Origin of the sequence: Lysobacter sp. TAF61 (assembly GCF_052113485.1) — a bacterium.
In the GTDB taxonomy this organism is placed as follows: domain Bacteria; phylum Pseudomonadota; class Gammaproteobacteria; order Xanthomonadales; family Xanthomonadaceae; genus Lysobacter_J.
This window is the reverse complement of sequence record NZ_JBFRDH010000006.1, coordinates 324,790-351,498: the sequence shown is the minus strand read 5'-3', so window position 1 is coordinate 351,498 and position 26,709 is coordinate 324,790. Positions and strand designations below refer to the sequence as shown.

Genomic DNA, 26,709 nt, shown 5'->3' with positions numbered 1-26,709 from the left:
CCAGCGCTGTCGTAGGCGACGTACTCATTGTTGCGAACATCGATCGGCTCAAGGTAGCGAGAGGCGGCCTCAACCGAGGGGAAGAGGCTGATGTCTCCGTGCTCGTCGATTACGATCGGCGGATGCATGTCTTCGTGAGTCCTAACGCCWGAGTTAAGCCGCRCCGCGGAGCGGTGTCGGCTTGAATGAATTGTTAGGTGCCGGCCGACTAGCCGGCACCAGGTTTTGACATGGAACCGCTGGACTTGACCACGACCCACGCAATGGCAGAACCAGAAAGGACTAGCACCCAAAGCGGAATGTAGAAGACCCAAGCCAAGCCAGAATCCCGCACAGATACAGCGAACAGCACCCATAGCTGGAACATGACGAGCAGCACATTGAGAAGGGAAAGTACCCAAAGAAGTGCGGAGCCGCGGGCACGCGGCCGAATGGCTAGAAGGCCCACCAGGAAATGTGGAGCAGCCAAGAATAGGTAGTTCGGCAGCAGGTACTCGATACCTGTGGTTCGGCCGTTGTAAAGCCCAACCAACAGGTATACCACTGCCGGCAGGCAGAGCTGCAAGAGAACCAAGACCGGAAATGATCTCGCCATTCGCACCTAACGCCTGAATTAAGCCGAGCCGCGAAGCGGCTTCGGCTTGAATGAATTGTTAGGCCGCGTCACCGTCCCGCAGTCCTTGCCATGATTGGTGAAACTAGCTCGGCCGGGAATACGGATGTCAGCGCGTCCGGGGACGCCAGGATATCCGCCGACGAAATGAAGTGAGTCACGTCAAATTCTTGCCTATCAATCGCAGCAACACGTGCCGCGCCCTCGGCTATGAGACCTTTCGGGCCAAGGGCCTGCACCCAGACATAGAACTTTGGGTAAGCCACACCTGACTGGGTAGCGCCTTGTCGGAGCAGGGTTGCTTTGACCGAGATAGCGTCTGCCGAGACGTTTGCCTTGAAGTAGGCAAGAAGATCGCGCTCCAGGTAGCTAGAGAACACGTCTTGAGCGGGAACATTTTCCTCAATGTGATCTTGTTGCAATGTCGGCGATACCGATTGAGCAAGGGCGCTTGGCGCAACCAAGAGCAGGACTGTCAGCAGTACTAGTGTCTTCATAGCGGCCTAACTATTTATTCGACGACGGACTGGGGCGTAAGCCTGGTGTCTATCGATTTTGTTGAATGGACCGCCTTCAGCGCATCCCTACACGAAACAACGGCTTGTCTCGGGTAGAGGTGCCTAACGCCGGCGCCTAACCTGTCGCCCGGTCAAAGTGTTCAGGATTCCCCGATGCGACGCTATCACCCGCCCACGGACGGGACAACCAGGCCTGCGATCGCCCCGCCGGCTGGCCCACCACGCCTGCTCGATCGGGTCCGCGAGCGGATGCGGCGCCTGGGCATGGCCAGGCGAACCGAGGAGGCCTACGTCGGGTGGATACGCCGGTATGTCCTGGCCCATGGCAAGCGTCATCCTGACCAGATGGGGGCCCGGGAAGTGGAGCAGTTCCTCACCCTGCTGGCGGTGCGCGACAACGTGTCGCCCTCCACCCAGAACCAGGCATTGGCCGCCCTGCTCTTCCTCTATCGCGAAGTGCTCGGTCAGTCACTCCCCTGGATGGAAGAGATCCGACGCGCGAAGAAGCCGCAGCGGCTCCCGGTGGTTCTGTCGCGATCCGAAATGGCGGCCCTGCTCGGCGAGATGTCCGGTGTGCACGGACTGATGGCGTCGCTCCTCTACGGCAGCGGCCTCAGGCTGATGGAGTGCGTCCGGCTGCGAGTCAAGGACGTCGACATCGCGCGATCCGAGCTGGTGGTGCGCCAGGGAAAGGGCGGCAAGGACCGGCGAACGATGCTGCCGCAGGCGCTCGGCGTTCGCCTGCAAGTGCAGATGGACGAAGCGCGCGCGTTGCACAGGCGCGACCTTGCAACTGGCTTCGGTGAGGTCTGGATGCCCGATGCATTGGCGCGCAAGTTTCCGAATGCCGCACGGGAGTTCGGATGGCAGTACGCCTTCCCTGCGACGACACGAAGCGTCGACCCCGCTTCGGGCGTGGTGAGGCGGCATCACCGCGACGAGAAGGGCCTGCAGCGCGCGGTGAAGGCGGCGTCGCTGCGGGCCGGCACGGCGAAGCCAGCCACCTGTCACGCGCTGCGTCACTCGTTTGCGACGCACCTGCTCGAAGCAGGCTACGACCTGCGCACCATCCAGGAACTGCTCGGCCACGCCGACGTGCGCACGACGCAGATCTATACCCATGTGCTCAACCGCGGCGGCCACGGTGTGGTGAGCCCGTTGGATCGCTGAATCCGGGTAGCCGCCCCGCTCGGCACGCGCCGTCTTCATGTGACCGCTGCGAGGTCGCCCCTACAGTTGCCCCAGGTGCTGGCCTTCCGCCCAGCCGCCCCCTCCCGCAATGGAGCATTTCCATGTGGCACGACAACGACTTCACACGGCGCCTCGGCCTGCGCTACCCGATCGTGCAGGGGCCGTTCGGCGGCGGGCTGTCCTCGGTCGACCTCATGGTCGCGGTCTCCGACGCCGGCGGCCTGGGCTCGTTCGGCGCACACCACCTCGCCCCGGAGAAGCTGGGCGAGCTCACGCAGCAGATCCGCGCGCGCACGCAGCGCCCGTTCGCGTTGAACCTGTGGGTGTCGAACCAGGACCCCGGCGGCGACCGGCTGACGAGCGAACAGTTCGCCGACGCCATCGAACGGTTCCGTCCCTACTACGATGCGCTCGGCATGACGCCACCGGCGATGCCGGAACGCTATGGCCAGCGCTTCGACGACCAGGTGCAGGCCATGCTCGATGCGCGGCCGCCGGTGATGAGCTTCGTCTTCGGGATTCCCTCCGCCGACATTCTCGCCGAGTGCCGCCGACGCGAGATCGCCACGATGGGCACCATCACCACCCTCGACGAAGCCATCGCCATGGACCAGGCCGGCGTCGACGTCATCGTCACCACGGGTTTCGAGGCCGGCGGGCACCGGGTGTCGTTCCTGCGTTCGGCCGAGGATTCGTTGACCGGGACGTTCGCGCTGATCCCGCAGGTGGTCGATCGCGTTGCGACGCCGGTGATCGCCGCCGGTGGCATCGCCGATGGTCGCGGTGTTGCCGCGGCGATGACGCTCGGTGCGCAGGGTGTGCAGATCGGCACGGCGTTCCTGGCCTGCGAGGAGTCAGGCACCAACGGGTTGCATCGCGCGATGTTGTTCACCGATGAGGCCCGGTACACGGCGCTGACGCGCGCCTTCAGCGGGCGGCTTGCGCGCGGCATCCGCAATCGCTTCGTCGATGAGTGGGAGGGTGTGGCGGCGCTGCCCTACCCGATCCAGAACTGGTTCACCGGCACGTTCAAGGCGATGGCCGCGGCGCAGGGGCGCGGCGACATGATTTCGCTTTGGGCCGGGCAAGGTGCGCCGTTGCTGAAGCATCGGCGCGCGCAGGCGTTGTTCGCGGCGCTGGTCCAGGAGGCGGGGGCGCTGTTGCGCTGACGCATCGCCCTCACCCCAACCCCTCCCCCTCACCCCAACCCCTCCCCCGCATGCGGGAGAGGGGCCCGAAGTGTTACTCGCCGATGTACTGCTTCAGCCAGGCATTGACCGTGTCATGCCACTGCACGCTGTTCTGCGGCTTGAGCACCCAGTGGTTCTCGTCCGGGAAGTACAGGAACTTCGAGTCGATGCCCTTGAGCTGCAGCGTGGTGAACACGCCGATGCCCTGCTCGACCGGAATGCGGTAGTCGAGCTGGCCGTGCACGACCAGCATCGGCACGCGCCAATCCTTGACGTGGTTGACCGGGTTGAACTTCTCGTAGTTGGCGGCCTTGTCGATCGCGCTGCCCCCCTGCTCCCACTCGGTGAACCACAGTTCTTCGGTGGCGAAGCCCATCATGCGCTGGTCGAACACGCCGTCGTGGGTGACCAGGCACTTCCACGGCTGGTTCCAGTTGCCGGCGATCCAGTTGACCATGAAGCCGCCGTAGCTGGCGCCCAGCGCGCAGGCCTTGTCGCCGTTGAGGAAGCCGTACTTCTGCTGCGCCGCGGCCCAGCCCTTCTGCAGGTCTTCCAGCGGACGGTCGCCCCAGTGCTGGCTGATCGCGTCGGTGAACGCCTGGCCGTAACCGGTGGAACCGTGGAAGTCGATCATGACGACGGCGTAGCCCTGGCCCGCATACGTCTGCGGATTCCAGCGGTAGCTCCAGCCGTTGCCGAAGCTGCCCTGCGGGCCACCGTGGATCAGGAACGCGACCGGGTACTTCTTGCCTTCGACGTAGTTCCACGGCTTGACCACGTAGCCGTGCACCGTGTCGCCGTTCCAACCCTTGAAGTTGAACTGCTCGAAATCACCGAAGGCGACGTCCTTCAGGGTTTCGCCGGTGGTGGCAGTGATCGGGCGCAGCGGCGCGGTGGCATCGGCGCTGGTGGTGTAAAGAACGTCGCCGCTCTTGAGCGAGTTGCGCGTCAGCGCCAGCGTCGGGCCGGCCAGGTCGATCCCCGAGACGGTGCCGTCGCCGATGAGCTTGCTGGCCTTGCCGCTGGCGATGTCGACCGCGAACAGCGGGTGCTCGCCCATGTCGGTCGCGGTGGTGTAGATGCTCTTGCCATCGGCCGACAGGTTGATGCCATCCGCCGAGCGGTCCCACTGCGGCGCGATCTCACGACGCTGGCCGCTGGCCAGGTCGAGCGAGATCAGGGCAAAGCGGTCGGCCTCGAAGCCGGGACGCTTCATCGCGCGGTAGTACAGGGTCTTGCCGTCGGCGCTGAAGGTCGCACCGGTGTCCCAGGCGGGATTGGCCGGCGTCAGGTTCTTCGCCGCGCCGGTACCGTCGGCGCTGACCTGGTAGAGGTCGAAGTTGGTGGAGGTCGGTTCCTTGGCGTCGGCGATGCGCGCGCTGAACACCAGGCTCTTGCCGTCCGGCGCCCAGGTGTACTCGCTGCTGTCACCGAACGGACGCGACGGCACGTCGCCGATCACGTCGCCGCTGACCAGCGTCGCGGTCGTCGCCGGCTTGCCCGCCAGCGTCGTCACGAACAGGCGGTTGAGGCGGCCATCGTTCCACGCATCCCAGTGGCGGATGAAGATGCGGTCGAACACCATGCCGCTGGTCTTCCGCTTGCCCTTTTCGTCGACGCGCTTCTGCGAGCAGGCGAAGTCGCCCTTGCAGTCGGCGAACACTTCGGCGTTGAAGGCGACGCGCGTGCCGTCGGGCGAGAGCTTGTAGCCGCCGACGTCGGTGGCGAAGGCCGTCACCTGCTTCGGCGTACCGCCGCTGGCCGCAATCGAGTACAGCTGCTGGCTGCCCGACTTGCCGCTGAGGAAGTACACAGTGTTGCCGTCGGGCGAGAAGCTCGGCGAATTGACGTTCCAGCCTTCCGGCGTCAGGCGCGCCGGCGGCGCGGCGTCACGCGCGAACAGGTCCTCGATCCACAGCGAGGAGGCGCCCTTGTTGGCGGCGAAATCGACCAGGCGCTTGGCGAAGACGACGCGGCGGCCATCGGGCGACAGCGTCGGCGAGGACACGCGGTCAAGCGTGGCCATGTCGCGGACTTCGAAGCCGCGCGGGGCGGCCGAGACGGAAAGGGGTGAAAGCGCAGCCGCCAACATCAGCGGCAGGAGGGCGCGGCGAAACGTCATGACGGCTCCATCGGGTACAGACCCCGGGGTACAAAGACCGTCGATGTTAGGGCCCCGTGACGGCGGCCGCAAAGGCCAGAGTGCCCGCCGCCGTTGCCGCATTTGCCGATTGGCCGGCCCTGCGGCCAATCAGCCCTGTTCAGCGACTCAGGCAGCTGCTGCCTTGGCGCTCACCCGCTCCGCCCAGCGATACAGCACGAACACGACCGCGACGAAGGCCGCGCCACCGATCCAGACCGCCGGGCCGGCAAAGTCGTCGCCGACCAGGCCGAGCGGGAAGTCTTTGCCGGAGAAGGCGACGATCGCGGCAATCGCCACGCCGATCAGGCCCTCGCCGACGATCATGCCCGAGGCCAGCAGCACGCCCATCTGCTTGGTCGACTCGGGCTTGGCGCTGCGCTCGGCGCGGCGGTCGTAGAGCCAGCCGATGACCGCGCCGACCACCACCATCAGCGTCGCCGAGGTCGGCAGGTAGATGCCCAGGCCAACGGCCAGCGGCGACAGGTGCGCGGACTTGGTCGTGCGGCGCAGCACGCTGTCGATCACGATCAGGCCGGCGCCGATGTAGGCGCCGATGCGGATCAGGCTCCAGTCGATGTTGCCCTGGATCACGCCCTGCGCCAGCGCCGAAATCAGGCCCGCCTGCGGCGCGGCCAGGGCGCGGCCCGGCACCGCACCCGGCGCGCCGGTGAAGCCGTAAGCCTGGTTGAGCAGGTCGAGGATCGGCGGGATGATCGCCGCGCCGGCCAGCACGCCCACGACCAGCGCCCATTGCTGCTTGGACGGCGTCGCATCCACCAATTGGCCGGTCTTGAGGTCCTGCAGGTTGTTGTTGGCGATCGTCGCCACCGCAAAGACCACGGCGGTGACGAACAGCGCGAACGCGACCAGCCCCTTCTCGTTGCCCGGCGCCAGCAGCGGCTTGATGCCGAAGACCAGCAGCAATGCCGCGCCGATCACCACCAGGATGCCGATGCCCGACAGCGGGCTGTTGGACGAACCGATCAGGCCGGCCATGTAGCCGCACACCGCCGACACCAGGAAGCTCATCACGATGACGTACAGCAACCCGCCAATCACCAGCTTCCACATGTGCTCGCCCAGGCCGCTGCCAAGCGCGAAGTGACCCAGCAGGAATGCAATCGGGATGAAGCAGGCCACCGAGATCATGCCGACCACGCCGATCGGGATGTCCTGTTCCTGGCGCGGCAGCAAGCCGGCCTGGCCGGCCTTGCGCACGCGCGAAGCGGCCATCGCCGAAGCCAGGCCGCTGGCGACCGGCTTGACCAGCTTGGCCAGGGTCCAGATCGCGGCAACGCCAATCGTGCCGGCGCCGATGAAGCGCACGTAGGTCGCCCACGTCGCCTGGCCCAGGTCGGCCGCAGGGCCGGCCGTGGCGGCCAGCGCCGAGTAATGCGGCACCGCCCAGCCCCAGGCGATCAGCGCGCCCACGCCCATCGCCACGCCGACCCACAGGCCGACCAGGTGGCCGACGGCAAGCAACGCCATCGACAGTGTGAAATCGAAGCCGGTGACGCCGCCGCGATCACCGCCGATGCGGAAATACGCGCCGACGTTCGAACCGAAGATGCGCGTGGCGACGATCAGCGAGAACGCGGCCGCCACCACCGAACCCCAGACCACCGCCAGCAGTCCGTAGCGGCTTTCCTCGGCGCCGGAAGCGGTGGCGGTGTCGCCACTGCTGCCGACCTTGAGCACTTCGGCGCAGGCCACGCCTTCCGGGTACGGCAGGTCGGAGTTGGTGACCAGCGCGCGCCGCAGCGGGATCGAATACATCACGCCGAGAATGCCGCCCAGGGCGCAGATCGCGAACGACTCCCAGTAGGGGAAGCCGGTCCACCAGCCGATCATCACCAGGCCCGGCAGGACGAAGATGATCGACGACAGCGTGCCCGCCGACGAGGCGACGGTCTGCACGATGTTGTTTTCCTGGATCGTGGAGTCCTTGAAGTTGCGCAGCAGCGCCATCGAGATCACCGCCGCCGGGATCGAGGTGGCGAAGGTCAGGCCGGCCTTGAGGCCGAAGAAGACGTTGGCCGCGGTGAACAGCAGCGTGATGACGACGCCGAGGATGAGGCTGCGCACGGTCAGTTCGGTGCGTGGTGCGGCGTCGGGCAGGCTGGTGCTGGTCACTGGATAGGGCCCCTGGCTCAAGTTCGGGCGAGTATTGCAGACCGGCCGGCGCGCCGTACATGGAGGCCACGGGGGCGCTGGCGTCCAGGCGCGGCGCGCGCCGGGGCGGTCTTGGCCCTAGAATTCGGCGACGTCAGTCACGGATCGTCCATGTCCACCATCGCTGCCCCTGCCCTGCCCGGCGACGTGGTCGTCCGCGATACCCGCGACGAGCTCTTCGGCCACCCCAAGGGCGTCTACGTCTGTTTCTTCACCGAGATGTGGGAGCGGTTCTCCTTCTACGGCATGAAGGCGCTGCTGCTGCTGTATCTGCTGCAGCACCACAAGTTCGGCGACCGCTCCGGCCTGGACGTGCTCGGCGCCTATGGCGGCCTGGTCTACTGCCTGCCGGTGGTCGGCGGCCTGCTGGCCGACCGTTTTCTGGGCATGCGCAAGGCGGTGGTGTTCGGCGGCCTGCTGCTGGTGGCCGGCCACCTGGGCATGGCGGTCGAAGGCCACGCCGCGCAGGTCGTCAACGGCGCGGTCGTGCGCGACGAGGCCTCGCTGCGGGTGTTCTACCTGTCGCTGTCGCTGATCATCCTCGGCGTGGGCTTCCTCAAGCCCAACATCTCCACCATCGTCGGCCGGCTCTATCCCGACAACGACCCGCGCCGCGACTCGGGCTTCTCGCTGTTCTATGCCGGCATCAACCTCGGCGCGCTGTTCGCGTCGCTGGTGTGCGGCTACCTCGGCCAGACGCTGGGCTGGAGCTGGGGCTTCGGCGCGGCCGGCATCGGCATGCTGCTGGGCCTGGGGCAATTCCTGTGGGGCCAGAAATACCTGCACGGCCACGCCGAGCCGCCGGATCCGGCGCGACTGCGCGAGCGCCTGTTCGGCCTGCCGCGCGAATGGGCGATCTACCTGGGGACGATGCTCGGCCTGGTGCCGGTCGCATCGCTGATGTGGGCGGTGGCCAACGGCCGCTTCGCCCTGGGCGGCGAGATATCACTGGCGCTGCTGCTGATGGTGCTGGTGATGCTGGCGGTGCTGGGCTGGTTCGCGTGGTTCGTCACGGCGCGCTGCACGCCGGTGCAACGCCAGCAGATGATCTCCCTGATGGCGATGATCTTCATGTGCCTGGTGTTCTTCACCCTGTACGAGCAGACCTATGGCTCGTGGGTCACCTTCACCGATCGCATGCTGACCAAGGACGTGACGCCGTCGCTGGTGATCCGCGAAGGCACGCCGTGGCCGTGGTCGACGATCTCGCTGCTGCTGGCGCCGCTGGCGTTCATGGTCTCGGCGTCGCTGTCGGATCGCCATCCCGAATCGCGCATGCCCAAGGTGCTGTTCGCCTCGGCGGTGCTGGTGATGCTGGTGTTCCTGCTGCGCGATTGCCTGGTGCTGCCGCAGACCGCCGGTTCGCTGACCTACCTGGGCGCGCTCTTCCTGGTGCTGCTGGCGCCGTTGTTCGGCCGCCTGTGGGATGTGCTCGACCGTCGCGGCATGGACCCGTCCAAGCCGGTGAAGTCGGCCTTCGGCCTCTTGTTTGCAGGTCTGAGCTTCATCCCGCTGGCCTGGGCGGCGCAGCGCGCCGGCGCCACCGGCGAAGTCGCCAGCGTGTGGTGGCTGGTGCTGGCCTACCTGGTGCTGGAGATCGGCGAGATGTGCCTGGCGCCGGTCGGCCTGGCCGCGGTGACGCAGTTGTCGGTCAAGAGCGTGGTCAGCCTGATGATGGGCACCTGGTTCCTGGCCACCGCGTTCTCGGAGACGCTGGCCGCGCTGTTCGGCAAGCTCGCCGCGATCGACATCCCCGAAGGCACCACGCTCGACTTCGCCGTCGCCGGCAGCAAGTACGAAAGCCTGTTCTGGCTGATGATGTGGATAGGCATCGGCTGGGCCGTGGTCGCGCTGATCGCCTCGCCGATGCTGCGAAGGATGATGCACGGCGTGAAGTGATTCGGTGGCGGGTGCCGGTTTGCCGGTACCTTCGACCCGATCTGACCCGCAAGAAAAAGGGGCTGCCAGGCAGCCCCTTTTTTGTGTCAGCCTTGCTTCCGCGAACGCTTACTTCGCCGACTTGGCGGCACCCGCGCTGGTGGTAGCCACTGCGCCGCCGAGGCTGCGCGACAGGAACGCCAGCAGGCGGGTGTAGAACTCGTTCTGGTGTTCGGGCAGATAGAAGCCGTGGCCTTCGGTATCGAAGTAGAGGGTCTCCACCTGCGTGCCTGCCTTGCGCAACGCCTGCTCCATCATCTTGCTGTGCTCGATGGGGACGTTCTGGTCCTCGCCACCGGCAGCCAGGAACACCGGCACCTTGATGCGCTCGGCGATGCGGTTGGGCGAGACCTTCGCCATTTCCTCGTCGTCCTTGCCGAGCCAGTCCACCGACCAGTTGCCAAGGCGCTTGCCGGTGCGATTCAAATCCGCCTTCCGCTTTGGCAGGTCGTACACGCCGACGTATCCAGCCGCGCAGCGGTACAGATCCGGCTCCTTTGCCACGCCCATAAGTGCGGCATAACCACCATAACTGGCGCCGTACAGGCATATGCGATTCTTGTCGGCGATTCCCTGGGCAATCGCCCAGCGCGTCGCATCGGTCAGGTCATCCTGCATGGTCCCGCCCCACTGCCTCGCGCCAGCCTGTTCGAAGGACAGGCCGTAACCACCGGAGCCGCGATAGTTCAGTTGCAGAACCGCATAGCCCGCTGCCGCCAGCATCTGCGCTTCGTCATTGAAGCCCCACTGGTCCTGGATACCGAACGGACCGCCATGCGGCATCACGACCAGCGGTAGACCCTTGCCGTTGCTGCCCTTGGGCGTGGTCAGGTAGCCGTGCAACTTGAGGCCATCGCGTGCCGCCACGGTGACCGGCTCCATCGGCGCCATCTTGTCGGGGTCGAACCACTCGCGTCGCGCCAGAACGTGCGACGCCTTCTTGTTGACGGTGTCGAACAGGTAGAAGTCACCCGGGTTGAGATCGCTGGACACCTGGACCAGCGCCAGGCTGCCGTCAGTGGTCTGCGAGGTGATCTCGACCCGGTTGCCTGCAAATGCCGATTCCAGGCTGTGGTAGAGCTTTGCCTCCGTCGAGGTCTCGTCGAAGAAGGCCGTGCGCGGCTTGCCGTCCATGAAATGCGCACCGATCGGGGTGCGCGTGCCATTGCGGTAGATGATCTGCTCCGGATCGACATCGTCGTCGGCCAGCACAACCTTGCGCTCGCGGGTGGCGAGGTCGACCGCGACGATCTTGTCGGGCCCCTTCGCCTGCTCCGAACGCAGGTAGACGAGCTTGTCGTCGGCCGAAAAACCGATCGGGTGCTCGAACTGGCCGGTGCGCATGTCCGCGACGCCGAACGGCGACCAGCCCTCACCTTCGCCTGCACGATAGAACGACATGGTGACGTTATCCGACTCGGCCCCGGTGACGAAACGCACCTGGCCCTTGTTGTCGGTGTGGAACGTGGCCTGGCGCACCGGCGACAGGGCCACTCGAGCCCGCCTGCCGCTGTATACGTCGATGTTCTCGATCGCGGTGTAGGGATCTGGGCCAAAGGGAATGATGGCGACCAGTGCCGTGCGGCCATCGTTGGCCGGTGCCGCGATCGGGAACGCCTTGATGTTGTCGCTGCCCTTCTTGGGCTTGATGTGCGTGCCAAGGCCGCCATCGTCGACTCGGATGCCAGCCAGCATCTCGGCCTTGCCACCGTCGGCATCCATGGCGAAAAGCTCGCCCGTAAGCAATGGCTCCTCGAGTTCGCCAAAGCGTTCGGCGATGCTGATCAACAGGCGGTCGCGGCTGATCCAGTCGAAAGACGCGACATGAGTGTTCCGGCCCAGCTTGAAGGTGCCGGTGATCTTGTTGGACCCGCGCTGGATCACCGCCAGCGCCGTGCGGTCTTCCAGCGGAATGGTCGCCGCGAAGTACTCGCCCCCCGGCGACAGCTTCACGTCGGTGAACTGGTCCTTGCGGACAAAGGCCCCGACATCGACACCGCCATCGGCGGCCATTGCGGGTGCGACCGGCATCAGCGCGACAAGCGCTGCCAGCAATACGGCTTGCTTCATCTTCCTTCCCCGTGACTGTGTTGGCGCGCCCCGACCAGCCTGGCCCCCAAGCGCGCCTGCGGAGCCTACCCGATCCCGGGCAGCAAGCTCCACACGGGAAACGTCAAACCCTGGCGCCGACGAGGGTCGCGTGCAGGGCCTTGCGCCAGTCGGGCGGTTCGACGCCGAACTGCTGGCGCAGCCGGTTGGTATCGAGCACGGAATAGGCTGGTCGACTCGCGCGCGTCGGATAATCCGCGGTGGCGATGGCCGTCACGACGGGGCGACGCGACACCAGGCCGGCGGCCATCGCCTCGTCAAAAATCGCATCGGCAAAGCCGTGCCAAGTAGTTTCGCCGTCGGCCACGAGATGCAAGAGGCCCGACTCGGCAACCCCCTGGCGCAGGATCGCGGCGGTCGCGTCGGCAATCAGCCAGGCCGGCGTCGGCGTGCCGCGCTGGTCGGCGACCACGCGCAATTCATCGCGCTCGGCGCCGACGCGCAGCATGGTGCGCAGGAAGTTGGCGCCGTGCAGGCCGTACACCCACGCCGTGCGCAGGATCAGATGTCGTACGCCGCTGGCGGCGATGGCCTGCTCGCCGGCCAGCTTGCTGTGGCCGTAGACGCCGATCGGCGCGGTCGCATCGTCTTCGCGGTAAGGGCGGCTGCCCTGCCCGTCGAAGACGTAATCGGTCGAGTAATGCACCAGCGCGATGTTGCGCGCGGCGCACTCGATGGCGAGCCGGCCCGGGCCTCCGGCGTTGGCGCGGAAGGCGGCCTCGGCATCGTCCTCGGCACGGTCGACCGCGGTGTAGGCCGCGGCGTTGACGACGACATCGGGACGCACGCGATCCAGCAGCGGCGCGATCGCGTCGAGGTCGGACAGGTCCAGGCGTTCGCAGGCAGCGCCGTCTTCCAGCTCGCCACTGCGCGTGGTCGCGACCACTTCGCCCAGCGGCGCCAGGCTGCGCATCAACTCATGGCCCACCTGGCCATTCGCACCGGTAACCAGGAACCTCATGGCACGTAGACCGGCAGGCGATCCTCGGCAATGTCATCCAGGAACGGCGCTCGCGCGTCCTTGTCGGACAACGACACGTCGCTCACCGGCCAGTCGACCGCCAGGCGGGCGTCATTCCAGCGAATGGCGGCGTCAGCCTGGGCGTCGTAGGTCGCGGTGCACAGGTAGGTGAACACCGCGCGCTCGCTCAGGGTCACGAACCCGTGGGCGAAGCCTTCGGGAATCCAGAAGTGGCGCTTGTTCTCCGCGCTCAGCAACACCGCCGTCCAGCGCCCGAAATGCGGCGAACCGCGGCGGATGTCGACGGCGACGTCCCAGACTTCGCCTTCGATCACCGAGACATACTTGCCCTGGGGATTTGGCCACTGGTAGTGCAGGCCGCGCAGCACGCCGCGACTGGAAGAGGACACGTTGCCCTGCACGAACGCCGGTGGCTGCAGGCCGTGCGCGGCCAGCTTGTCGTGGTTGAACGATTCGAAGAAGTAGCCACGGTCGTCGCCGAACACGCGCGGTTCGATCACCACGCAGCCGGGCAGATCGGTTTCGATCACTTTCACGGCACGTAGCCCCGCTCGGCCAGGCTCAGCAGGTACTGGCCGTAGCCGTTCTTGGCCAGTGGACGTGCCAGTTCGTTGAGGCGCTCGGCATCGATCCAGCCGTTGTTCCAGGCGATCTCCTCCGGGCAGCACACGCGCAGGCCCTGCCGCGCTTCGATCGTCTCGATGTAGTTCGAGGCTTCGAGCAGCGACTGATGCGTGCCGGTGTCGAGCCAGGCATAACCGCGGCCGAGCTGCTCCAGGTGCAGCGAGCCCTCTTCGAGGTAGCGCCGGTTGAGATCGGTGATTTCAAGCTCGCCTCGCGGCGAGGGCTTGAGCTCGGAGGCGAAATCGCTGGCGCGGCCGTCGTAGAAATACAGTCCGGTCACGGCGTAGTTCGAACGCGGATGGGCCGGCTTCTCTTCCAGTCCGACCACCTTGCCGGCCTGGTCGAACTCGGCCACGCCGTAGCGCTCGGGATCGCGGACCCAGTAGCCAAACACGGTGGCGCCTTGGTCGCGCGCATCGGCGCGCTTGAGCATGGCCGTCAGCCCGGGGCCGTGGAAGATGTTGTCGCCCAGCACCAGGCAGCTCGGCTGTCCGGCGACGAAATCGCGGCCAATCAGGTAAGCCTGCGCCAGGCCATCCGGGCTCGGCTGCTCGGCATACTCGATGTTCATGCCCCACTGCGAGCCGTCGCCCAGCAGGTTGCGGAACAGTGACTGCTCGTGCGGCGTGTTGATGATCAGCACGTCGCGGATGCCCGCCAGCATCAGCACGCTGAGGGGGTAATAGATCATCGGCTTGTCGTACACCGGCAGCAGCTGCTTGCTGATGCCCTGCGTGATCGGATACAGCCGGGTACCGGTGCCGCCGGCCAGGATGATGCCCTTGCGGTTCATGCGCGCGTCCTCAGCCTTGGCCTATGCGTTCCAGTCGATAGCTTCCGTCGAGTACCCGTTGTACCCACGGCTGGTGTTGCAGGTACCACTCGACGGTCTGCTCCATGCCCTGCTCGAACGTGACCGTAGGCGACCAGCCCAGCTCCCGATGCAGCTTGCCCGCATCGATGGCATAGCGGCGATCATGACCCGGACGGTCGGCGACGAACGTGATCAGCGATTCGCGGGCGCGGCCATCGGCCAGTGGGCGACGCTGGTCCAGCAGCCTGCAGATGGTGCGTACCACGTCGATGTTCTCGCGCTCGGCATCGCCGCCAACGTTGTAGGTTTCGCCGACGCGACCGGCCTCGAGCACGCGATGGATCGCGGCGCAGTGGTCGCCAACGTAGAGCCAGTCGCGAATGTTGCGGCCGTCTCCATACACCGGCAACGGTTCGCCCGACAGCGCCTTGGCGATCACGAGCGGAATGAGCTTCTCCGGAAACTGGTACGGACCGTAGTTGTTCGAGCAGTTCGTGGTCAGGACCGGCAGGCCGTAGGTGTGATGGAAGGCCCGGACGAGGTGGTCGGACGCGGCCTTCGATGCCGAATAGGGCGAGTTCGGCGCATACGGCGTGGTCTCGCTGAACTTGCCGGTCTCGCCGAGCGTGCCATAGACCTCGTCGGTCGACACATGCAGGAAACGGAACGCAGCGCGCGCGGACTCGTCCAGCGCCTTCCAGTAGTCGCGGGTCTTCTCCAGCAGCGCGAGCGTGCCGACCACGTTGGTCTGCACGAATGCGGCCGGCCCGTCGATGGAGCGGTCGACGTGGCTCTCGGCGGCGAAATTGATCACGGCCTGCGGACGGTGCTCGCGGAGCAGCCGCTCCACGAGCGCGGCGTCCGCGATGTCGCCATGCACGAATGCATGGCGCGGATTGCCGTCGATGGACCTCAGTGTGTCCAGGTTTCCGGCATAGGTCAGGGCATCGAGGTTCACGACCGTGACACCCCGCCTGACCGCATCCAGAACGAAATTACCGCCGATGAAACCGGCGCCGCCGGTCACAAGCCAGGTTGGCACCTAAGGAGCTCCAGAATCAGTGCGGATTCAATTCGGCTCGATCGAGACGGCGAGATCAAGACAGCGAGATCAAGACAGCGAGTTCGAGACGGCCCGTCCGGACTCAGAACGGGATGTCGTCGTCGGCAAAATCGTCGGCGAAGTCGTTCGACTTGGCTGCCGGCGCCTCGCGACGCGGCGCGGACTCCTGGCGTGCCGGCGCGCGTGCCGGACGCTCGCTGCGATCGCCGCCGCCACGACTGGCACCGCCGCCGCCACCGCCGCCGCCTTCACCGCGGCCGCCGAGCATCTGCATCTCGTCGGCGATGATGTCGGTGGAATAGCGTTCGACGCCGTCCTGGCCGGTGTACTTGTCGTAGCGGATCGAGCCTTCGACGTAGACCTGGCTGCCCTTGCGCAGGTACTCGCCGGCGATCTCGCCGAGCTTCCCGAAGAAGGTCACCCGGTGCCACTCTGTGCGCTCCTGGGTGTTGCCCTCACGGTCCTTGCGCACGCTGGTGGTGGCCAGGCGGGCCTTGGTCACGGCCATGCCGCCCTGGGTGTACTTGGTTTCCGGATCGTCACCGAGATTGCCGACCAGGATCACCTTGTTGATGCCACGTGCCATGGGTATGCGTGCCCTCTCGTCAGGATTGTTCAATCAATGGGATAGCGCCGGCCGTTGCCCACCGCAGGGGTCTGGCACCGCCGGATCGACGGCCATCATAGCAGCCCCCTCGAGCCGGCCGGACCGGGCCAGGGCACCGCCGCCAGTGGATTCGCGTGGCCCCCTGACCGGCGGGCCAGCACCCCTCCGGCCATGCCCCTCAATGCTCGGACACCCCGCCGCGGCGGAGCCGGGCATGGGTGTGCTGGAGGAACCCCATCAGCATGCTTTCGCGGCATTCCATCAGGGGGCGTCCGCTGCGCTGCGCGTACTTGCAGCAGGCATGACTGAACAGATCGGCCAGCAGGATGCCGAAATCCTCCGCGTCGCCTTCGACATCGTGGCGCAGGTTCATTGACAGGCGACCGTGGGCCACCCACAGCCTGAGGATCTCGAACGCGGCCGGATCGGCCCCGACGCCCGAGGGCACCGAGAGCTCGTCGGCATTCATCTGCTGGACTTCCGGCGTGAACTTGCTGACGTCTTCCATGACTGCACCTCCGTGGGCGTCGAGAACGGTGCCCGACCGCGCGCTTGCCGCATCCTTCGGCAGGCCGTCAGGCAAGTGGATTCGGCAGCGCCCCCGGGCGGGACACCTGGCGCTGCAACTCCTGCGAGATCAGGCTCAGCACGCCATCGAGGGCCGCGTCCACCGACTCGCCGCGGTCACGCGTCCGCGCACCCGCGGCCAGGTGCTGGACGACTGCGTGGGCCATCAACTGGAAAATGGCGTGGCCGTCGCGGATGGCGACCTCGCGTACCGATTCGGCGACGAGGTCGACAAAGCGTCGCCCGGGCCAGGCCGGGAGCAGCACCGGTGGCGTGGCCTGCGGCTCGGCTGGCGACCGGGCTGGCGACTCGACTGACGGCTCCGCGATTGCCTCGGCTGGCAGCGCGGCCGGCATTGCGCCGTGCGTGCCGCCTGGCAGCAAGCCGCGGCGCGAGCGCAGGTCGATGACGTTTGCGCCGTGGAGATCATGCATTCGGGTTTCTCGCCAGCGGAGCGCTCGTACCACGGCTCCGGAGGGCCTCAGATTGTCCACGCGGCCCGGGGCGGGACATCAGATTCGTCTTAATGTCCCGGCAATGCGCCCGGACCAGACCCTTATAATCCCAGGCCCAACCCACGCGGTCCGCCCATGCAAACCAGCCCCACGCTCCTGGCCGTCCCCGACCTGGTCGCCATCCAGGCCCTGGCCCGCGAGGACATGGCGGCAGTCGATGCGCTGATCCGGCGCCGGCTCGCCTCGGACGTGGTCCTGATCAACCAGGTGGCCGAGTACATCGTCGGCGCCGGCGGCAAGCGCCTGCGGCCGATGCTGTTGCTGTTGGCGACCGGCTCCCTGGGTGGCCGCAATGGCCAGGGCATCGGCGCCGACGCCCACCAGCTGGCGGCCGTGGTCGAATTCATCCATACCGCGACCCTGCTGCACGACGACGTGGTCGACGAGTCGGACCTGCGACGTGGCCGTCGCACCGCCAACGCGGTGTGGGGCAATGCCGCCAGCGTGCTGGTTGGCGACTTCCTCTACTCGCGCAGCTTCCAGTTGATGGTCGAGCTGGAGCGGATGGCGGTGATGCAGATCCTCGCCGACACCACCAACCGCATCGCCGAAGGCGAAGTGTTGCAGCTGCTGCACGTGCGCAATCCGGATACCGACGAGGCCGCGTACCTGCGCGTGATCGAGCGCAAGACCGCGGTGCTGTTCGCCGCCGCGACGCGCCTGGGCGCCCTGCTTTGCGACGCCAACGCCAGCACCTGCGATGCGCTGCACGACTACGGCCTCAACCTGGGCTACGCCTTCCAGATCGCGGACGACGTCCTCGATTACGCCTCCGACGCGCAGACCCTGGGCAAGAACCTCGGCGACGACCTCGCCGAGGGCAAGGCGACGCTGCCGCTGATCCACGCCATCGCCCACAGCGACGAGGCGACCCGTGCCGTGCTTCGCGCCGCCATCGAGCAGGGCGACACCGGCGCGCTGCCGCAGGTGCTGGCCGCGATCCACGCCACCGGCGGTCTCGATTACAGCCGCCGCCGCGCCGCCGAATATGCACAGGCCGCCGAGCGTGCGCTCGATGCGCTGGACGACAACGAGTACACGGCAGCGCTGCGCGGACTGGCGCGTTACGCGGTCAGCCGCGATCACTGACCGGCGCGCGAGCACCGGCCAGCGGCTGGCCCGGCCGGTCTACTTCCTCGCGAAGCGCTCGCGGAAGAAGTCGAACATCATTTCGTAGGCGCGCTTGGCGGCGCGCTCGTTGTAGACGCAGCCCGGCGGATTGTTGGCTTCGGGTTCGGCGAAGCAGTGAACCGCTCCGCTGAAGTTGACGAACTGCCAGTCGGCGCCGGCCGCGTCCATTTCCTTCTCGAATGCGGCGATGTCCTCGTCGGTGACGCTGCGGTCGTCGGCGCCATTGAGCACGAGCACCGGTGTCCGCGCGCCATCGTCCTTGGCCGGCATCGACGTGGACAACGCGCCGTGCAGGCTGACCACGCCGGCCAGCTGGTCGCCGCCGCGGACCAGTTCCAGCGCGGTCGTGCCGCCGAAGCAGAAGCCCAGCGCACCGATGCGGCTGGCATCGAGCGGAACCTTGCCGGCCTGTTCCTTCAGCACCGCCACGGACTTCTCGGCGCGGGCGCGCAGGGTCGCGCGATCCTCGCGCAGCGGCATGGCGACCTTGCCCGCCTCCTCGTCGGTGCTCGGCCGGATCTTGCTGCCGTAGACATCGGCCACCAGCACAACGTAGTCGTCGCCGGCAATCTGCTTGGCCTTCTCGATCGCCGCAGGATTGATGCCCTTCCAGTTCGGCACCATCACCAGGCCCGGGCGCTTGATCGCGTTGGTGCCGTCATAGACGAGGACGCCGGTGAAACGGTCCTTGCCGATCGTCCAGTCGACCGGCGTCTCGACCATCGCTGCGTGCGCAGGCAGCGCGCACAGCGACACGATTGCGGCTAGCAGCATGCGTTGCATGGAAGCTCCCCTTGCCAAGGCCGTCGAACGACGGCGATTGCGCGCGAGCCTAACCGGTGCCTGTACTCGACGCGTGAAGTCCCGCGCCACGGGAGGCCGCGGGCGCTTCCGGCCTCAGGCGATGCCGATCCCCGGGATGGCGCTGATCATGTCGGGGTCGAAACCGGCCAGCTCGGCGAAATGGCGGCCGCGCGCAACGTAGTCGCGGTAGGGGCCAAAACTCGGCGCACCCGGAGAGAGCAGGACGACGCCTTCATGGCCGAGCACCGCACTCGCCTGCGCCATTGCATCGGCCAGGTCGTTCGCGGCGCTCAGATGGAATCCCGATCCGTCGGCCACGGCCGCCAGCAGCGCATGGATGCGTGGCCCGTTCTGGCCCATCGTGATCACTGCCGCCGGCGCCTGCGTGCGCATCGCCTCGGCGAATTCTTCCCACGGCAGGCCGCGGTCATGGCCACCGACGAGCAAGGCGACGCGACGATCACTGAAGCAGTCGAGCGCGGCCAGGCTGGCGTGCGGCGTGGTGCTGATCGAGTCGTTGACGTAGGTAATGCCGTCGCGCGTTCCGATGGTCTGCAGGCGATGCGGCAGCGGCTGGAAATCGGCCGCATGCGGGGCCAGCGCCACGGCGTCGAGGCCGAGCGCTTCGATCGCGGTCAGCACGGCGCAGAGGTTGCCGCGGTTATGGCGGCCCGGCAGCGGCAGGCTGCGCGTGTCCATGACCCAGGTGTCGCCGCGGTACAGCGCGTCCTCGCGCAGATGCCAGCCGGTGCGGCTACCGAACCAGCGCACGTCCGTTCCTGCATCGCGCGCGGTTTCGCCTGCGGCCAGCAGGCGCGTGTCGTTGGCGTTCAGCACCGCGATCACGGGCGCCGCTTCGGTCAACAGGCGCAGCTTGTCGGCGGCATAGCGCTCGTGCGAGCCATGCCAGTCGAGATGTTCGGGAAACACATTGAGCACCACCGCGACCTGCGGATGCGCGCCGCTGGCGGCGACATCGCCGGTCTGGTAGCTGGACAGTTCGATCGCAAAGAACTCGGGAGGCTGCGGCGAGTCGGGGAGCTCAAGCAGCGGCATGCCGATGTTGCCGGCCAGCGCGGTGACGTGGCCGCCGCAGCGCAGCAGGTGCGCCAGCAGGGCCGTGGTCGTGCTCTTGCCCTTGGTGCCGGTCACGCAGATCGTGCGGGCGACGACGCCGTCGCTGCCGGCATGCTCGCCGAACCACAACGCGGTACCGCCAATGAAGCGCGTGCCGCGTGCGGCCGCGGCGCCGGCTTCGGGCCCGTAGGGGCTGATCCCCGGCGACTTCACCACCACGTCGAATGCCGACAGTCGCTCGGCGCTGGCTTCGGTCTCGGTGGCCAGGTTCGAATCGGCAAGCGCTGCGACCTCCACGGCCTCATCGCGCGAGCAGAACAGGGTCAGCGCCTGCCCGGGCAGGCGCGACCGGATTGCGCGATAGGCGGCGCGGCCTTCATGGCCCCAGCCCCACAGCGCGACCTTGCGGCCCTCAAGCTGCCAGATGCGCACGCAGCCGTTCCCACAGCGCAGGCGGAATGCGCTGCTCGTCGTCGATGACCAGAAGCGGTTCGATGCGCAGATCGTCGCCGCCGAGCTGCGGGCGGATCTCGGTGGCGAAGCGTTCGACCAGCGCGTCCTCGCGCCATTCCGGCCGGACGGCCAGGGCCGCCATGGCAGCGCGCGACTCGCGGCCTTCGCCGACACACTCGAACGGCTTGTGGTCCTGGTACTCGAGCAATGCGTCGTAGCCTGCGGTCTGCGCCGGATCGTCGAGCAGGTTGCGGCCGAAGATGCCCACCAGCCGCGGCTTGGACATGAACGGCGCCAGCGCGAGGAAGACGAAATGGCACTTCGGGCAGACGCCGCACCAGCGATTGGCCGGGCGTTCGCCGAGGATGTGGAAGTTGCGGTTGCAGCTGCTGAAGTGCGCGTCGTAGCGGTCGGTGCGGGTGAACTGACGGGCCACGGCCAGCTCGCTGAGCGGGCGCAGCAGCGAGTAGTAATGCAGGTCGGCGGCGATGTGGCGCTGCACGTAGTCGCCGATGGCCGACTCGCAGGCCCAGCCCTTGGACCACTGGTGGTTCACTTCGCCGGTGCCCTCGATCAGGCTGCCGTAGCTGGCCGAACGCTCGTTGGAGAACACCACCTGGTCGACGCCCAGCAGCAGCGCGGCGAACAGCATGATCATCGAATTGATCGCCGTCACCGGGATGTGGCCGTTCCAGGCGCCTTCGCGGTTGTAGTCGAACAGCTGCGGCGCCAGCGAGCGGCCGATGTTGAACGTCGGCAGGCCGGTGCGTTCGGCGCAGGCGCGGATCAGCTGCGAGCCGCCGATCCAGGTCACGGTCTGGTCGACGCCCAGCGCGCGCAGCGCCTCGATGCTGACCAGCGAGTCCTTGCCGCCGCCGATGGCGACGAGGGCGTGGTGCTTGAGGCCGAGCACGGGTGCTCCCGGCCCGGCCGCAGCCGGCAACCCATCCCCACCCAACCCTTCCCTTGAAGGGGAGGGCTTTCCCACCGGGAACTTGATCTTGCCGTGCAGGTTCAAACCGTTGCGGTAGGCGAACTCGCCCAGGCCGTTGACGTACAGCAGCTCCAGCAGCGCCGCGGTGTCGGCATCGATGTCGTAGCTGTCGATCAGGATCTGCCCGGGCACCGCCGCCTTGTAGTAGCTGACGCCAGTGAACAGGTGCAGCAGGCGCAGCGTGCGTTCGACCGCGGCCGCTCGCTCGCCTTCGAGCACGAACGGCGCGCCGGGGATGGTCACCGTCTCGATCAGCTCGGGGCCATCGTCGAAGGCATATACCAATTGCGCCACACCGGTCTGCGCGTCGAAATCGCAGCGCACGAACCGGAACGCGCGGATGGCGTCGCGTTTGAATTTCCACTCACTCATTCGATTACGTCCTCTGCCGGCAGGGCCCGCAGGTTGTAGGTGTTGGCCATCGCCATGCCGTAGGCGCCAGCGTCGGCGACCAGCATCACGTCGCCTTCGACGGTGTCGACGGGCAGCGTGCGGCCGCGGCCGAGCACGTCGCTGCTCTCGCAGACCGGACCGACGACGTCGAACGTCGCAGTCTCGCCATCGTCGAGGCGGCTCAGGTTGAAGATGCCGTGGTAGGCCTCGTACATCGCCGGGCGCATCAGCGCATTCATGCCGGCATCGCAGCCGATGCGCAGCACGCCGTCCTTCTCGATCACCTGGGTGACCGCCAGCAGCAGCGCTCCGCTCTCGGCCACCAGGTAGCGGCCGGGCTCGATCACCAGGCCCAAGCGCGGGTACGCGGACTTGATCTCCTCCAGCCCGGCGCGCCACAGCGCCAGGTCGAACTCGGGCGACTCGGGCGTGTACGGGATCGGCAGGCCGCCACCGATGTCGATGGTCTCGATCGTGCCGACGCTGTCGGCCAGGCCGGCCAGGTGCGCGTACACGCCACGCCAGTGCCGCGGATCCTCGATGCCGCTGCCCAGGTGCGCGTGCAGGCCACTGATGCGCACATCGAGCTTGCGCGCCTCCTCGATGAAGGCATCGAAGCGCGTCATCGGCAGGCCGAACTTGGCCGCCACGCCGCCGGTGCGCACCTTCTCGTGGTGACCTTCGCCATGCCCAAGGTCGATGCGCAACCAGATCGTGCGGCCGCGGAACACGTCCGGCCAACGCTGCAGCGCTTCGATGTTGTCGAGCGTGACGATGATGCCGCACGCGAATGCCGCCTCGTATTCGCGGCGTGGCGCGAAGCTCGGAGTGAACAGCACGCGGTTGGGCGCCAAGTCGGGCAGCGAGGCGAACACGTGCTCGAACTCGCCCTGCGACACACACTCCAGGCCGAAGCCCTCGCCTGCGATCGCCTTGAGGATCGCCGGGTGCGGGTTGGCCTTGATCGCGTAGAAGCACCGGTCCACCGCGACCGACGCGGTCAGCGAACGGGCACGCTCGCGCACGGTGGCCAGGTCGTAGACATAGCGTGGCGTGCCCTGCCCTGCGATCGCCAGCAGCTGCTCGCGACGACCGCGCCACCAGGCCGGCGCACGCTGCGGCTTGCCGTGGGCGATCTCGCGCCAGCTCGGGCCGAACACGCTGGCATCGCGCACCGGCATCGCCCGCGAGCGGATCAGCTCGGCGTGCAGGTGCGGCAGCAGGCCGTCGGCATCGGCCTCGTCGATGACGAAGGTCAGATTGAGGTCGTTGGACGACTGCGAGATCAGGTGCACGCGCTCGCGGCCGAACGTCGCCCAGATGTCGGAAAGGCGATGCAGCAGCGAGCGCATGCCGCGACCTACCAGGGTGATCGCCGCGCACGGCGCGATCACCTTGACCCGGCAGACTTCGGCCAGGTCGGCGCTCAGTGCTTCGAGCACGTTGGTCGTGACCAGGTTCTCGCTGGGATCGAGCGAGACGGTGACGTTGGTTTCCGACGAGCCGATCAGGTCGATCGACAGGCCATGGCGCTTGAAACGCTCGAACACGTCGGCAAGAAAGCCGACCTGCTGCCACATGCCGATGCTTTCCATCGACACCAGCACGATGCCGTTGCGGCGGCTGATCGCCTTGACCCCCGGCACCGTCGCCGCGGTCGCGTCGATGCGCGTGCCCGGCAAGTCCGGGCGCTCGGTGTCGAGGATCGCCATCGGCACGCCGGCGTCGCGGCACGGCGCGATCGAACGCGGGTGCAGCACTTTGGCGCCGGTGGTGGCGATTTCCTGCGCTTCCGCATAGTGCAGGCGGGTGAGCAGGCGCGCTTCGGGCACGTCGCGCGGATTGGCGCTGAACATGCCCGGCACGTCGGTCCAGACCTCCACGCGCTGCGCCTTGAGCAGTGCGCCGAAGTACGCCGCCGAGGTATCGGAGCCGCCACGGCCTAGGATCGCCGTGCCACCGTCGCCATGACGGGAGATGAAGCCCTGGGTGATCAGCATCGGCGCGGGCTGCGCCGAGAAGCGCTTGCTGAAGCTTCCGTCACCGTCGAGCCGGCAGTTCACCGACAGGCGCTGCGCCCACGGGCTTGCGTTGGGCAGCGACACCGCATCGAGCCATTGCCGCGCGTCGCACCAGCCAAAGTCGTGCCCCTGCGTGCGCAGGTAAGCAGCGCCCAGCGTCGACGAGAGCAGCTCGCCCTGCGCCAGCACTTCGGCCTGCCAGTCGAGCGTGCGCTCGCTGGCGCGGGCATCGGTGGCCAGCGCCTGCAGCAACGCAAGACGCTCGCCCAGCACGGTGTCGGCATCCAGGTCGAGCTCGGCGCAGAACGCGCGGTGGCGTTCGACCAGTGCCGACACCCTGGCAGCGACGCCATCGCCATTGGCAATGGCCTGCAGCTCGTTGGTCACGCCCGACAGCGCCGAGACCACCACCAGCACGCGCACACCCTCTTCGGCCATGCGTTTTCCGGCGAGGCGTCCGATGGTGTCCCAACGGTTGCGGCGAGACACTGATGTGCCGCCGAACTTGAGTACTACCCAGCGATTCGCTTCCGCCACCGCAACTGCCCTCTTGAAGAGTGATTCGAGGAATGATTTCGACTGCAACCGTACAGGCAGTACGCCCCTACAGAACCTAGAATGGCGCGCCGGCTGCGGGCTGATGCCCGGGCGCGGCCACAAAGAACGACAATTCTAGTCGATTCGCCCTGATTGGATGACCGCCTCGGACCCCCGCCGAATGACGCTTCGCCGCTACCTGCAACTGGATGTGTTCGCCGACCGGCCTGGCGCCGGCAATCCCCTGGCCGTGGTGCTCGATACCGATGGCCTCGACGATGCCCGGATGCAGGCCATCGCCCGCTGGACCCGGCTGCCGGAAACCACCTTCGTGTTCGCGCCCACGCAGCCCGGTGCGAGCTATCGCATCCGCATGTTCAGTCCTCGCCGCGAAGTGCCGTTTGCCGGGCACCCCAGCGTCGGCACCGCGCACGTGGTGCTGGAAGCGGGCCTGGCCGAGCCGGTCCAGGGCCGGCTGCTGCAGGAAGGCGTGGTCGGCACCTTGCCGCTGGCGGTGGACGGCACCGGCCCCTCGCGCACGATCGCGGTGCGCACGCCGACGGCGCGGGTGGTCGAGATTGCCGGAGGCGGCGATCCGCGCCTGCAGGCGGCGCTGTCCGGCCTCACCCTGGGCGCACTGCCGCCGGCCCTGATGGACGGTGGGCGCCGCTGGTGGCTGGCCGAACTGGCCAGCGAATCGGCCCTGCGCCAGGCCAGCCCGGACTGGGACGCCATCGCGGCGCTGGCCGAAGCCACTGCCTCCATGGGTTTGTGCGCCTTCGCACGCGCCGAAGCCGACCGCGATTACGACCTGGTGGTGCGCGCCTTCGTCGGTGCGCCGGCCCGGTTCGAGGATGCCGCGTCGGGCGCGGCCAACGCCACGCTGGCGGCCTGGCTCAACCACAACCGCGCCCTGCCCGGCCGGTCGCAGGACGACGGCGGCCATCGCTACACCGTCAGCCAAGGCCGTGAGGTCGGTTTCGACGCCCGGCTGGAGCTGCGGGTGGACGGCGATGGCGAAGTCTGGTCAGGCGGCCGGATCTGCAATGTGGTGCGCGGGACGATCGACTGGGCCTGACCGCCGGCAAGGCCCTACCGACCACCCGCCCGGGCCAGCCAGGCCACCACCTGCCCGGCGACATCGGCCGAATCGCGGGCCAGCAGCGGGCCGACGTGAGTCGAGCCGGGCAGATGCAACACGCTGGCGCCCCAAGCCTGGGCCAGCGCCACGGTCAGGCCGGCAGGCACGTCCTCATCGAGTTCCGAAGCGACGCAGAGCACCGGACATTCCGGCACGGCCACCTCGATTCCGTCGTGCGCCTGCCGCAATACCGCTCCTGACTCGTCGCGCCAGCGCCGGAAGGCGAACAACGCCGTCGCATCGTCGGCGTCCGGCAGCGCGCGCCGGGTCGAGGCAAGCCTGGCATCGCGATGCCATGGCTCCACCCCGGGCCATTCGCGCCGCGGAAGCTGCGACGCCCAAGGCGCCGGCGGCAGCGGATTGACCAGCACCAGCGCCTCGGCGGAACCGGCGCAGGTCGCCGCCAGCAGCCCGCCCAGGCTGGCGCCGATCAGCACGCGCGGATGCGGCAACCCGGCCAGGGCGGACAGCACCCGGGCCCGGTAATCGTCGAAAGTGGTGGCGGCCAGGCCAGTCGGCGAGGCTTCCAGTTCCACGCAGTCGCAGGCGATCCCGTGTGCTTCAAGCACGCCGCGCCAGGTATTCCACTCCCAGCCGCCACCTCCCGCGCCGTGCACGAGCACGGCGACTGGCCTTCCTTGGGCCGGCATCCGGGGTCGTCAGTCCTGCAGCCGTCAGCCCTGCAACGTCGCCGACAACGTCACCGGCACCGACAGCGCGCGCGAGATGACGCAACCGGCCTTGGCCGCATCGGCAATCTGCTGGAACTGCTCGGCGCTGATGCCTGGCACCCTGGCGTTGACGATCAGTTGCACGCCGGTGATGGTCGGCCCCGGGTCCATGCCGGGATCCATCGTCGCTTCGGCGCGTGTCTCGATCCGCTCCGGGGTGAAGCCGGACTTGCCCAGCACCGCCGACAGCGCCATCGAGAAGCAGCCCGCGTGCGCCACGGCCAGCAGTTCCTCGGGATTGGTGCCCTTCTCATCGCCGAAGCGGGTCTTGAAGGAGTAGTTCTGGTCGGCGAACAGGCCGCTTTGCGGCGTGCTCAGCGCGCCCTTGCCCGACTGCAGGTCGCCCTGCCAGACCGCTTCGCCGAAACGCTTGAAGGCCAT

General features: G+C 67.5%; 22 protein-coding genes. 5 read left to right on the top strand and 17 right to left on the bottom strand.

Annotated elements, in window-relative coordinates; translation table 11 throughout:
• Nucleotides 1–663 precede the first annotated feature (663 nt).
• Nucleotides 664–1,110 carry a hypothetical protein gene (locus AB4Y64_RS15315; RefSeq protein WP_441817318.1) on the bottom strand — a complete coding sequence of 149 codons (447 nt, stop codon included), beginning with the start codon at nucleotides 1,108–1,110 and terminating at the stop codon, nucleotides 664–666.
• A gap of 174 nt (nucleotides 1,111–1,284) precedes the next feature.
• On the opposite strand from AB4Y64_RS15315, the gene AB4Y64_RS15310 reads away from it, so the two are divergent.
• Nucleotides 1,285–2,301, top strand: a complete 1,017-nt coding sequence (locus AB4Y64_RS15310; RefSeq protein ID WP_441817317.1) for an integron integrase — start codon at nucleotides 1,285–1,287, stop codon at nucleotides 2,299–2,301.
• A 122-nt stretch (nucleotides 2,302–2,423) separates the two neighbouring features.
• Nucleotides 2,424–3,491: an NAD(P)H-dependent flavin oxidoreductase gene (locus AB4Y64_RS15305; RefSeq protein WP_441817316.1), complete on the top strand. Its 1,068-nt coding sequence runs from the start codon at nucleotides 2,424–2,426 to the stop codon at nucleotides 3,489–3,491.
• Between the two features lie 73 nt (nucleotides 3,492–3,564).
• Here AB4Y64_RS15305 and AB4Y64_RS15300 read toward each other — a convergent pair whose 3' ends face one another.
• Together AB4Y64_RS15300 and AB4Y64_RS15295 are read right to left on the bottom strand one after the other, a co-directional pair.
• Complete coding sequence (locus tag AB4Y64_RS15300; protein ID WP_441817315.1) at nucleotides 3,565–5,634, bottom strand: prolyl oligopeptidase family serine peptidase; 2,070 nt, start codon at nucleotides 5,632–5,634, stop codon at nucleotides 3,565–3,567.
• Between the two features lie 147 nt (nucleotides 5,635–5,781).
• The gene (locus tag AB4Y64_RS15295) at nucleotides 5,782–7,788 is read right to left on the bottom strand and encodes an OPT family oligopeptide transporter (RefSeq protein WP_441817314.1); all 2,007 of its coding nucleotides are present in this window, start codon (nucleotides 7,786–7,788) and stop codon (nucleotides 5,782–5,784) included.
• Between the two features lie 150 nt (nucleotides 7,789–7,938).
• Here AB4Y64_RS15295 and AB4Y64_RS15290 point away from each other — a divergent pair, with 150 nt between their 5' ends.
• Nucleotides 7,939–9,726 carry a peptide MFS transporter gene (locus AB4Y64_RS15290; protein WP_441817313.1) on the top strand — a complete coding sequence of 596 codons (1,788 nt, stop codon included), beginning with the start codon at nucleotides 7,939–7,941 and terminating at the stop codon, nucleotides 9,724–9,726.
• A 108-nt stretch (nucleotides 9,727–9,834) separates the two neighbouring features.
• Here the strand turns inward: AB4Y64_RS15290 and AB4Y64_RS15285 are convergent, their stop codons facing one another.
• The 8 genes from AB4Y64_RS15285 to AB4Y64_RS15250 form a co-directional block, all read right to left on the bottom strand.
• Nucleotides 9,835–11,835: an alpha/beta hydrolase family protein gene (locus tag AB4Y64_RS15285; RefSeq protein WP_441817312.1), complete on the bottom strand. Its 2,001-nt coding sequence runs from the start codon at nucleotides 11,833–11,835 to the stop codon at nucleotides 9,835–9,837.
• A 103-nt stretch (nucleotides 11,836–11,938) separates the two neighbouring features.
• The gene (rfbD, locus tag AB4Y64_RS15280) at nucleotides 11,939–12,835 is read right to left on the bottom strand and encodes a dTDP-4-dehydrorhamnose reductase (RefSeq protein ID WP_441817311.1); all 897 of its coding nucleotides are present in this window, start codon (nucleotides 12,833–12,835) and stop codon (nucleotides 11,939–11,941) included.
• Entirely contained in the window at nucleotides 12,832–13,392 is a 561-nt protein-coding gene (gene rfbC, locus AB4Y64_RS15275; RefSeq protein WP_441817310.1) for a dTDP-4-dehydrorhamnose 3,5-epimerase, read from the bottom strand. The genes rfbD and rfbC overlap by 4 nt, the downstream gene beginning before the upstream one ends.
• On the bottom strand, nucleotides 13,389–14,273 hold the full coding sequence (gene rfbA, locus AB4Y64_RS15270; RefSeq protein WP_441817309.1) for a glucose-1-phosphate thymidylyltransferase RfbA: 885 nt from the start codon (nucleotides 14,271–14,273) through the stop codon (nucleotides 13,389–13,391). Before rfbA ends, rfbC begins: the two co-directional genes overlap by 4 nt.
• A 10-nt stretch (nucleotides 14,274–14,283) precedes the next feature.
• Nucleotides 14,284–15,336 carry a dTDP-glucose 4,6-dehydratase gene (gene rfbB, locus AB4Y64_RS15265; protein WP_441817308.1) on the bottom strand — a complete coding sequence of 351 codons (1,053 nt, stop codon included), beginning with the start codon at nucleotides 15,334–15,336 and terminating at the stop codon, nucleotides 14,284–14,286.
• Between the two features lie 103 nt (nucleotides 15,337–15,439).
• Nucleotides 15,440–15,943, bottom strand: coding sequence for a single-stranded DNA-binding protein (ssb, locus tag AB4Y64_RS15260; protein ID WP_441817307.1), 504 nt, complete (start codon nucleotides 15,941–15,943; stop codon nucleotides 15,440–15,442).
• 199 nt (nucleotides 15,944–16,142) lie between these two features.
• Nucleotides 16,143–16,472 (bottom strand): DUF5076 domain-containing protein, encoded by a 330-nt coding sequence (locus AB4Y64_RS15255; protein ID WP_441817306.1) that lies wholly within the window; start codon nucleotides 16,470–16,472, stop codon nucleotides 16,143–16,145.
• A 67-nt stretch (nucleotides 16,473–16,539) separates the two neighbouring features.
• Nucleotides 16,540–16,965, bottom strand: a complete 426-nt coding sequence (locus tag AB4Y64_RS15250; protein ID WP_441817305.1) for a hypothetical protein — start codon at nucleotides 16,963–16,965, stop codon at nucleotides 16,540–16,542.
• 156 nt (nucleotides 16,966–17,121) lie between these two features.
• On the opposite strand from AB4Y64_RS15250, the gene AB4Y64_RS15245 reads away from it, so the two are divergent.
• Nucleotides 17,122–18,135, top strand: coding sequence for a polyprenyl synthetase family protein (locus AB4Y64_RS15245; RefSeq protein WP_441817304.1), 1,014 nt, complete (start codon nucleotides 17,122–17,124; stop codon nucleotides 18,133–18,135).
• 39 nt (nucleotides 18,136–18,174) lie between these two features.
• Here AB4Y64_RS15245 and AB4Y64_RS15240 read toward each other — a convergent pair whose 3' ends face one another.
• The 4 genes from AB4Y64_RS15240 to AB4Y64_RS15225 form a co-directional block, all read right to left on the bottom strand.
• Nucleotides 18,175–18,960, bottom strand: a complete 786-nt coding sequence (locus AB4Y64_RS15240; protein WP_441817303.1) for a dienelactone hydrolase family protein — start codon at nucleotides 18,958–18,960, stop codon at nucleotides 18,175–18,177.
• A gap of 114 nt (nucleotides 18,961–19,074) precedes the next feature.
• Nucleotides 19,075–20,490: a UDP-N-acetylmuramoyl-L-alanine--D-glutamate ligase gene (gene murD / locus AB4Y64_RS15235; RefSeq protein WP_441817302.1), complete on the bottom strand. Its 1,416-nt coding sequence runs from the start codon at nucleotides 20,488–20,490 to the stop codon at nucleotides 19,075–19,077.
• Nucleotides 20,471–21,877: a UDP-N-acetyl-alpha-D-muramoyl-L-alanyl-L-glutamate epimerase gene (murL, locus tag AB4Y64_RS15230; protein WP_441817301.1), complete on the bottom strand. Its 1,407-nt coding sequence runs from the start codon at nucleotides 21,875–21,877 to the stop codon at nucleotides 20,471–20,473. Before murL ends, murD begins: the two co-directional genes overlap by 20 nt.
• Nucleotides 21,874–24,456 (bottom strand): bifunctional aspartate kinase/diaminopimelate decarboxylase, encoded by a 2,583-nt coding sequence (locus tag AB4Y64_RS15225; RefSeq protein ID WP_441817300.1) that lies wholly within the window; start codon nucleotides 24,454–24,456, stop codon nucleotides 21,874–21,876. Before AB4Y64_RS15225 ends, murL begins: the two co-directional genes overlap by 4 nt.
• Before the next feature lie 181 nt (nucleotides 24,457–24,637).
• Here AB4Y64_RS15225 and AB4Y64_RS15220 point away from each other — a divergent pair, with 181 nt between their 5' ends.
• The gene (locus AB4Y64_RS15220) at nucleotides 24,638–25,534 is read left to right on the top strand and encodes a PhzF family phenazine biosynthesis protein (protein WP_441817299.1); all 897 of its coding nucleotides are present in this window, start codon (nucleotides 24,638–24,640) and stop codon (nucleotides 25,532–25,534) included.
• 14 nt (nucleotides 25,535–25,548) lie between these two features.
• On the opposite strand, the gene AB4Y64_RS15215 is transcribed toward AB4Y64_RS15220, so the two are convergent.
• Together AB4Y64_RS15215 and AB4Y64_RS15210 are read right to left on the bottom strand one after the other, a co-directional pair.
• Entirely contained in the window at nucleotides 25,549–26,220 is a 672-nt protein-coding gene (locus AB4Y64_RS15215; protein WP_441817298.1) for an alpha/beta hydrolase, read from the bottom strand.
• A gap of 51 nt (nucleotides 26,221–26,271) precedes the next feature.
• Entirely contained in the window at nucleotides 26,272–26,709 is a 438-nt protein-coding gene (locus tag AB4Y64_RS15210) for an OsmC family protein (RefSeq protein ID WP_441817297.1), read from the bottom strand.

Excerpts from the sequence above, each read along its gene's own strand:
- AB4Y64_RS15315 (WP_441817318.1), bottom strand. The coding sequence starts at position 1,110 with ATGAAGACACTAGTACTGCTGACAGTCCTGCTCTTGGTTGCGCCAAGC.
- AB4Y64_RS15310 (WP_441817317.1), top strand. The coding sequence starts at position 1,285 with ATGCGACGCTATCACCCGCCCACGGACGGGACAACCAGGCCTGCGATC.
- AB4Y64_RS15305 (WP_441817316.1), top strand. The coding sequence starts at position 2,424 with ATGTGGCACGACAACGACTTCACACGGCGCCTCGGCCTGCGCTACCCG.
- AB4Y64_RS15300 (WP_441817315.1), bottom strand. The coding sequence starts at position 5,634 with ATGACGTTTCGCCGCGCCCTCCTGCCGCTGATGTTGGCGGCTGCGCTT.
- AB4Y64_RS15290 (WP_441817313.1), top strand. The coding sequence starts at position 7,939 with ATGTCCACCATCGCTGCCCCTGCCCTGCCCGGCGACGTGGTCGTCCGC.
- AB4Y64_RS15285 (WP_441817312.1), bottom strand. The coding sequence starts at position 11,835 with ATGAAGCAAGCCGTATTGCTGGCAGCGCTTGTCGCGCTGATGCCGGTC.
- rfbD (WP_441817311.1), bottom strand. The coding sequence starts at position 12,835 with ATGAGGTTCCTGGTTACCGGTGCGAATGGCCAGGTGGGCCATGAGTTG.
- rfbA (WP_441817309.1), bottom strand. The coding sequence starts at position 14,273 with ATGAACCGCAAGGGCATCATCCTGGCCGGCGGCACCGGTACCCGGCTG.
- ssb (WP_441817307.1), bottom strand. The coding sequence starts at position 15,943 with ATGGCACGTGGCATCAACAAGGTGATCCTGGTCGGCAATCTCGGTGAC.
- AB4Y64_RS15255 (WP_441817306.1), bottom strand. The coding sequence starts at position 16,472 with ATGGAAGACGTCAGCAAGTTCACGCCGGAAGTCCAGCAGATGAATGCC.
- AB4Y64_RS15250 (WP_441817305.1), bottom strand. The coding sequence starts at position 16,965 with ATGCATGATCTCCACGGCGCAAACGTCATCGACCTGCGCTCGCGCCGC.
- AB4Y64_RS15245 (WP_441817304.1), top strand. The coding sequence starts at position 17,122 with ATGCAAACCAGCCCCACGCTCCTGGCCGTCCCCGACCTGGTCGCCATC.
- AB4Y64_RS15240 (WP_441817303.1), bottom strand. The coding sequence starts at position 18,960 with ATGCAACGCATGCTGCTAGCCGCAATCGTGTCGCTGTGCGCGCTGCCT.
- murL (WP_441817301.1), bottom strand. The coding sequence starts at position 21,877 with ATGAGTGAGTGGAAATTCAAACGCGACGCCATCCGCGCGTTCCGGTTC.
- AB4Y64_RS15220 (WP_441817299.1), top strand. The coding sequence starts at position 24,638 with ATGACGCTTCGCCGCTACCTGCAACTGGATGTGTTCGCCGACCGGCCT.
- AB4Y64_RS15210 (WP_441817297.1), bottom strand. The coding sequence starts at position 26,709 with ATGGCCTTCAAGCGTTTCGGCGAAGCGGTCTGGCAGGGCGACCTGCAG.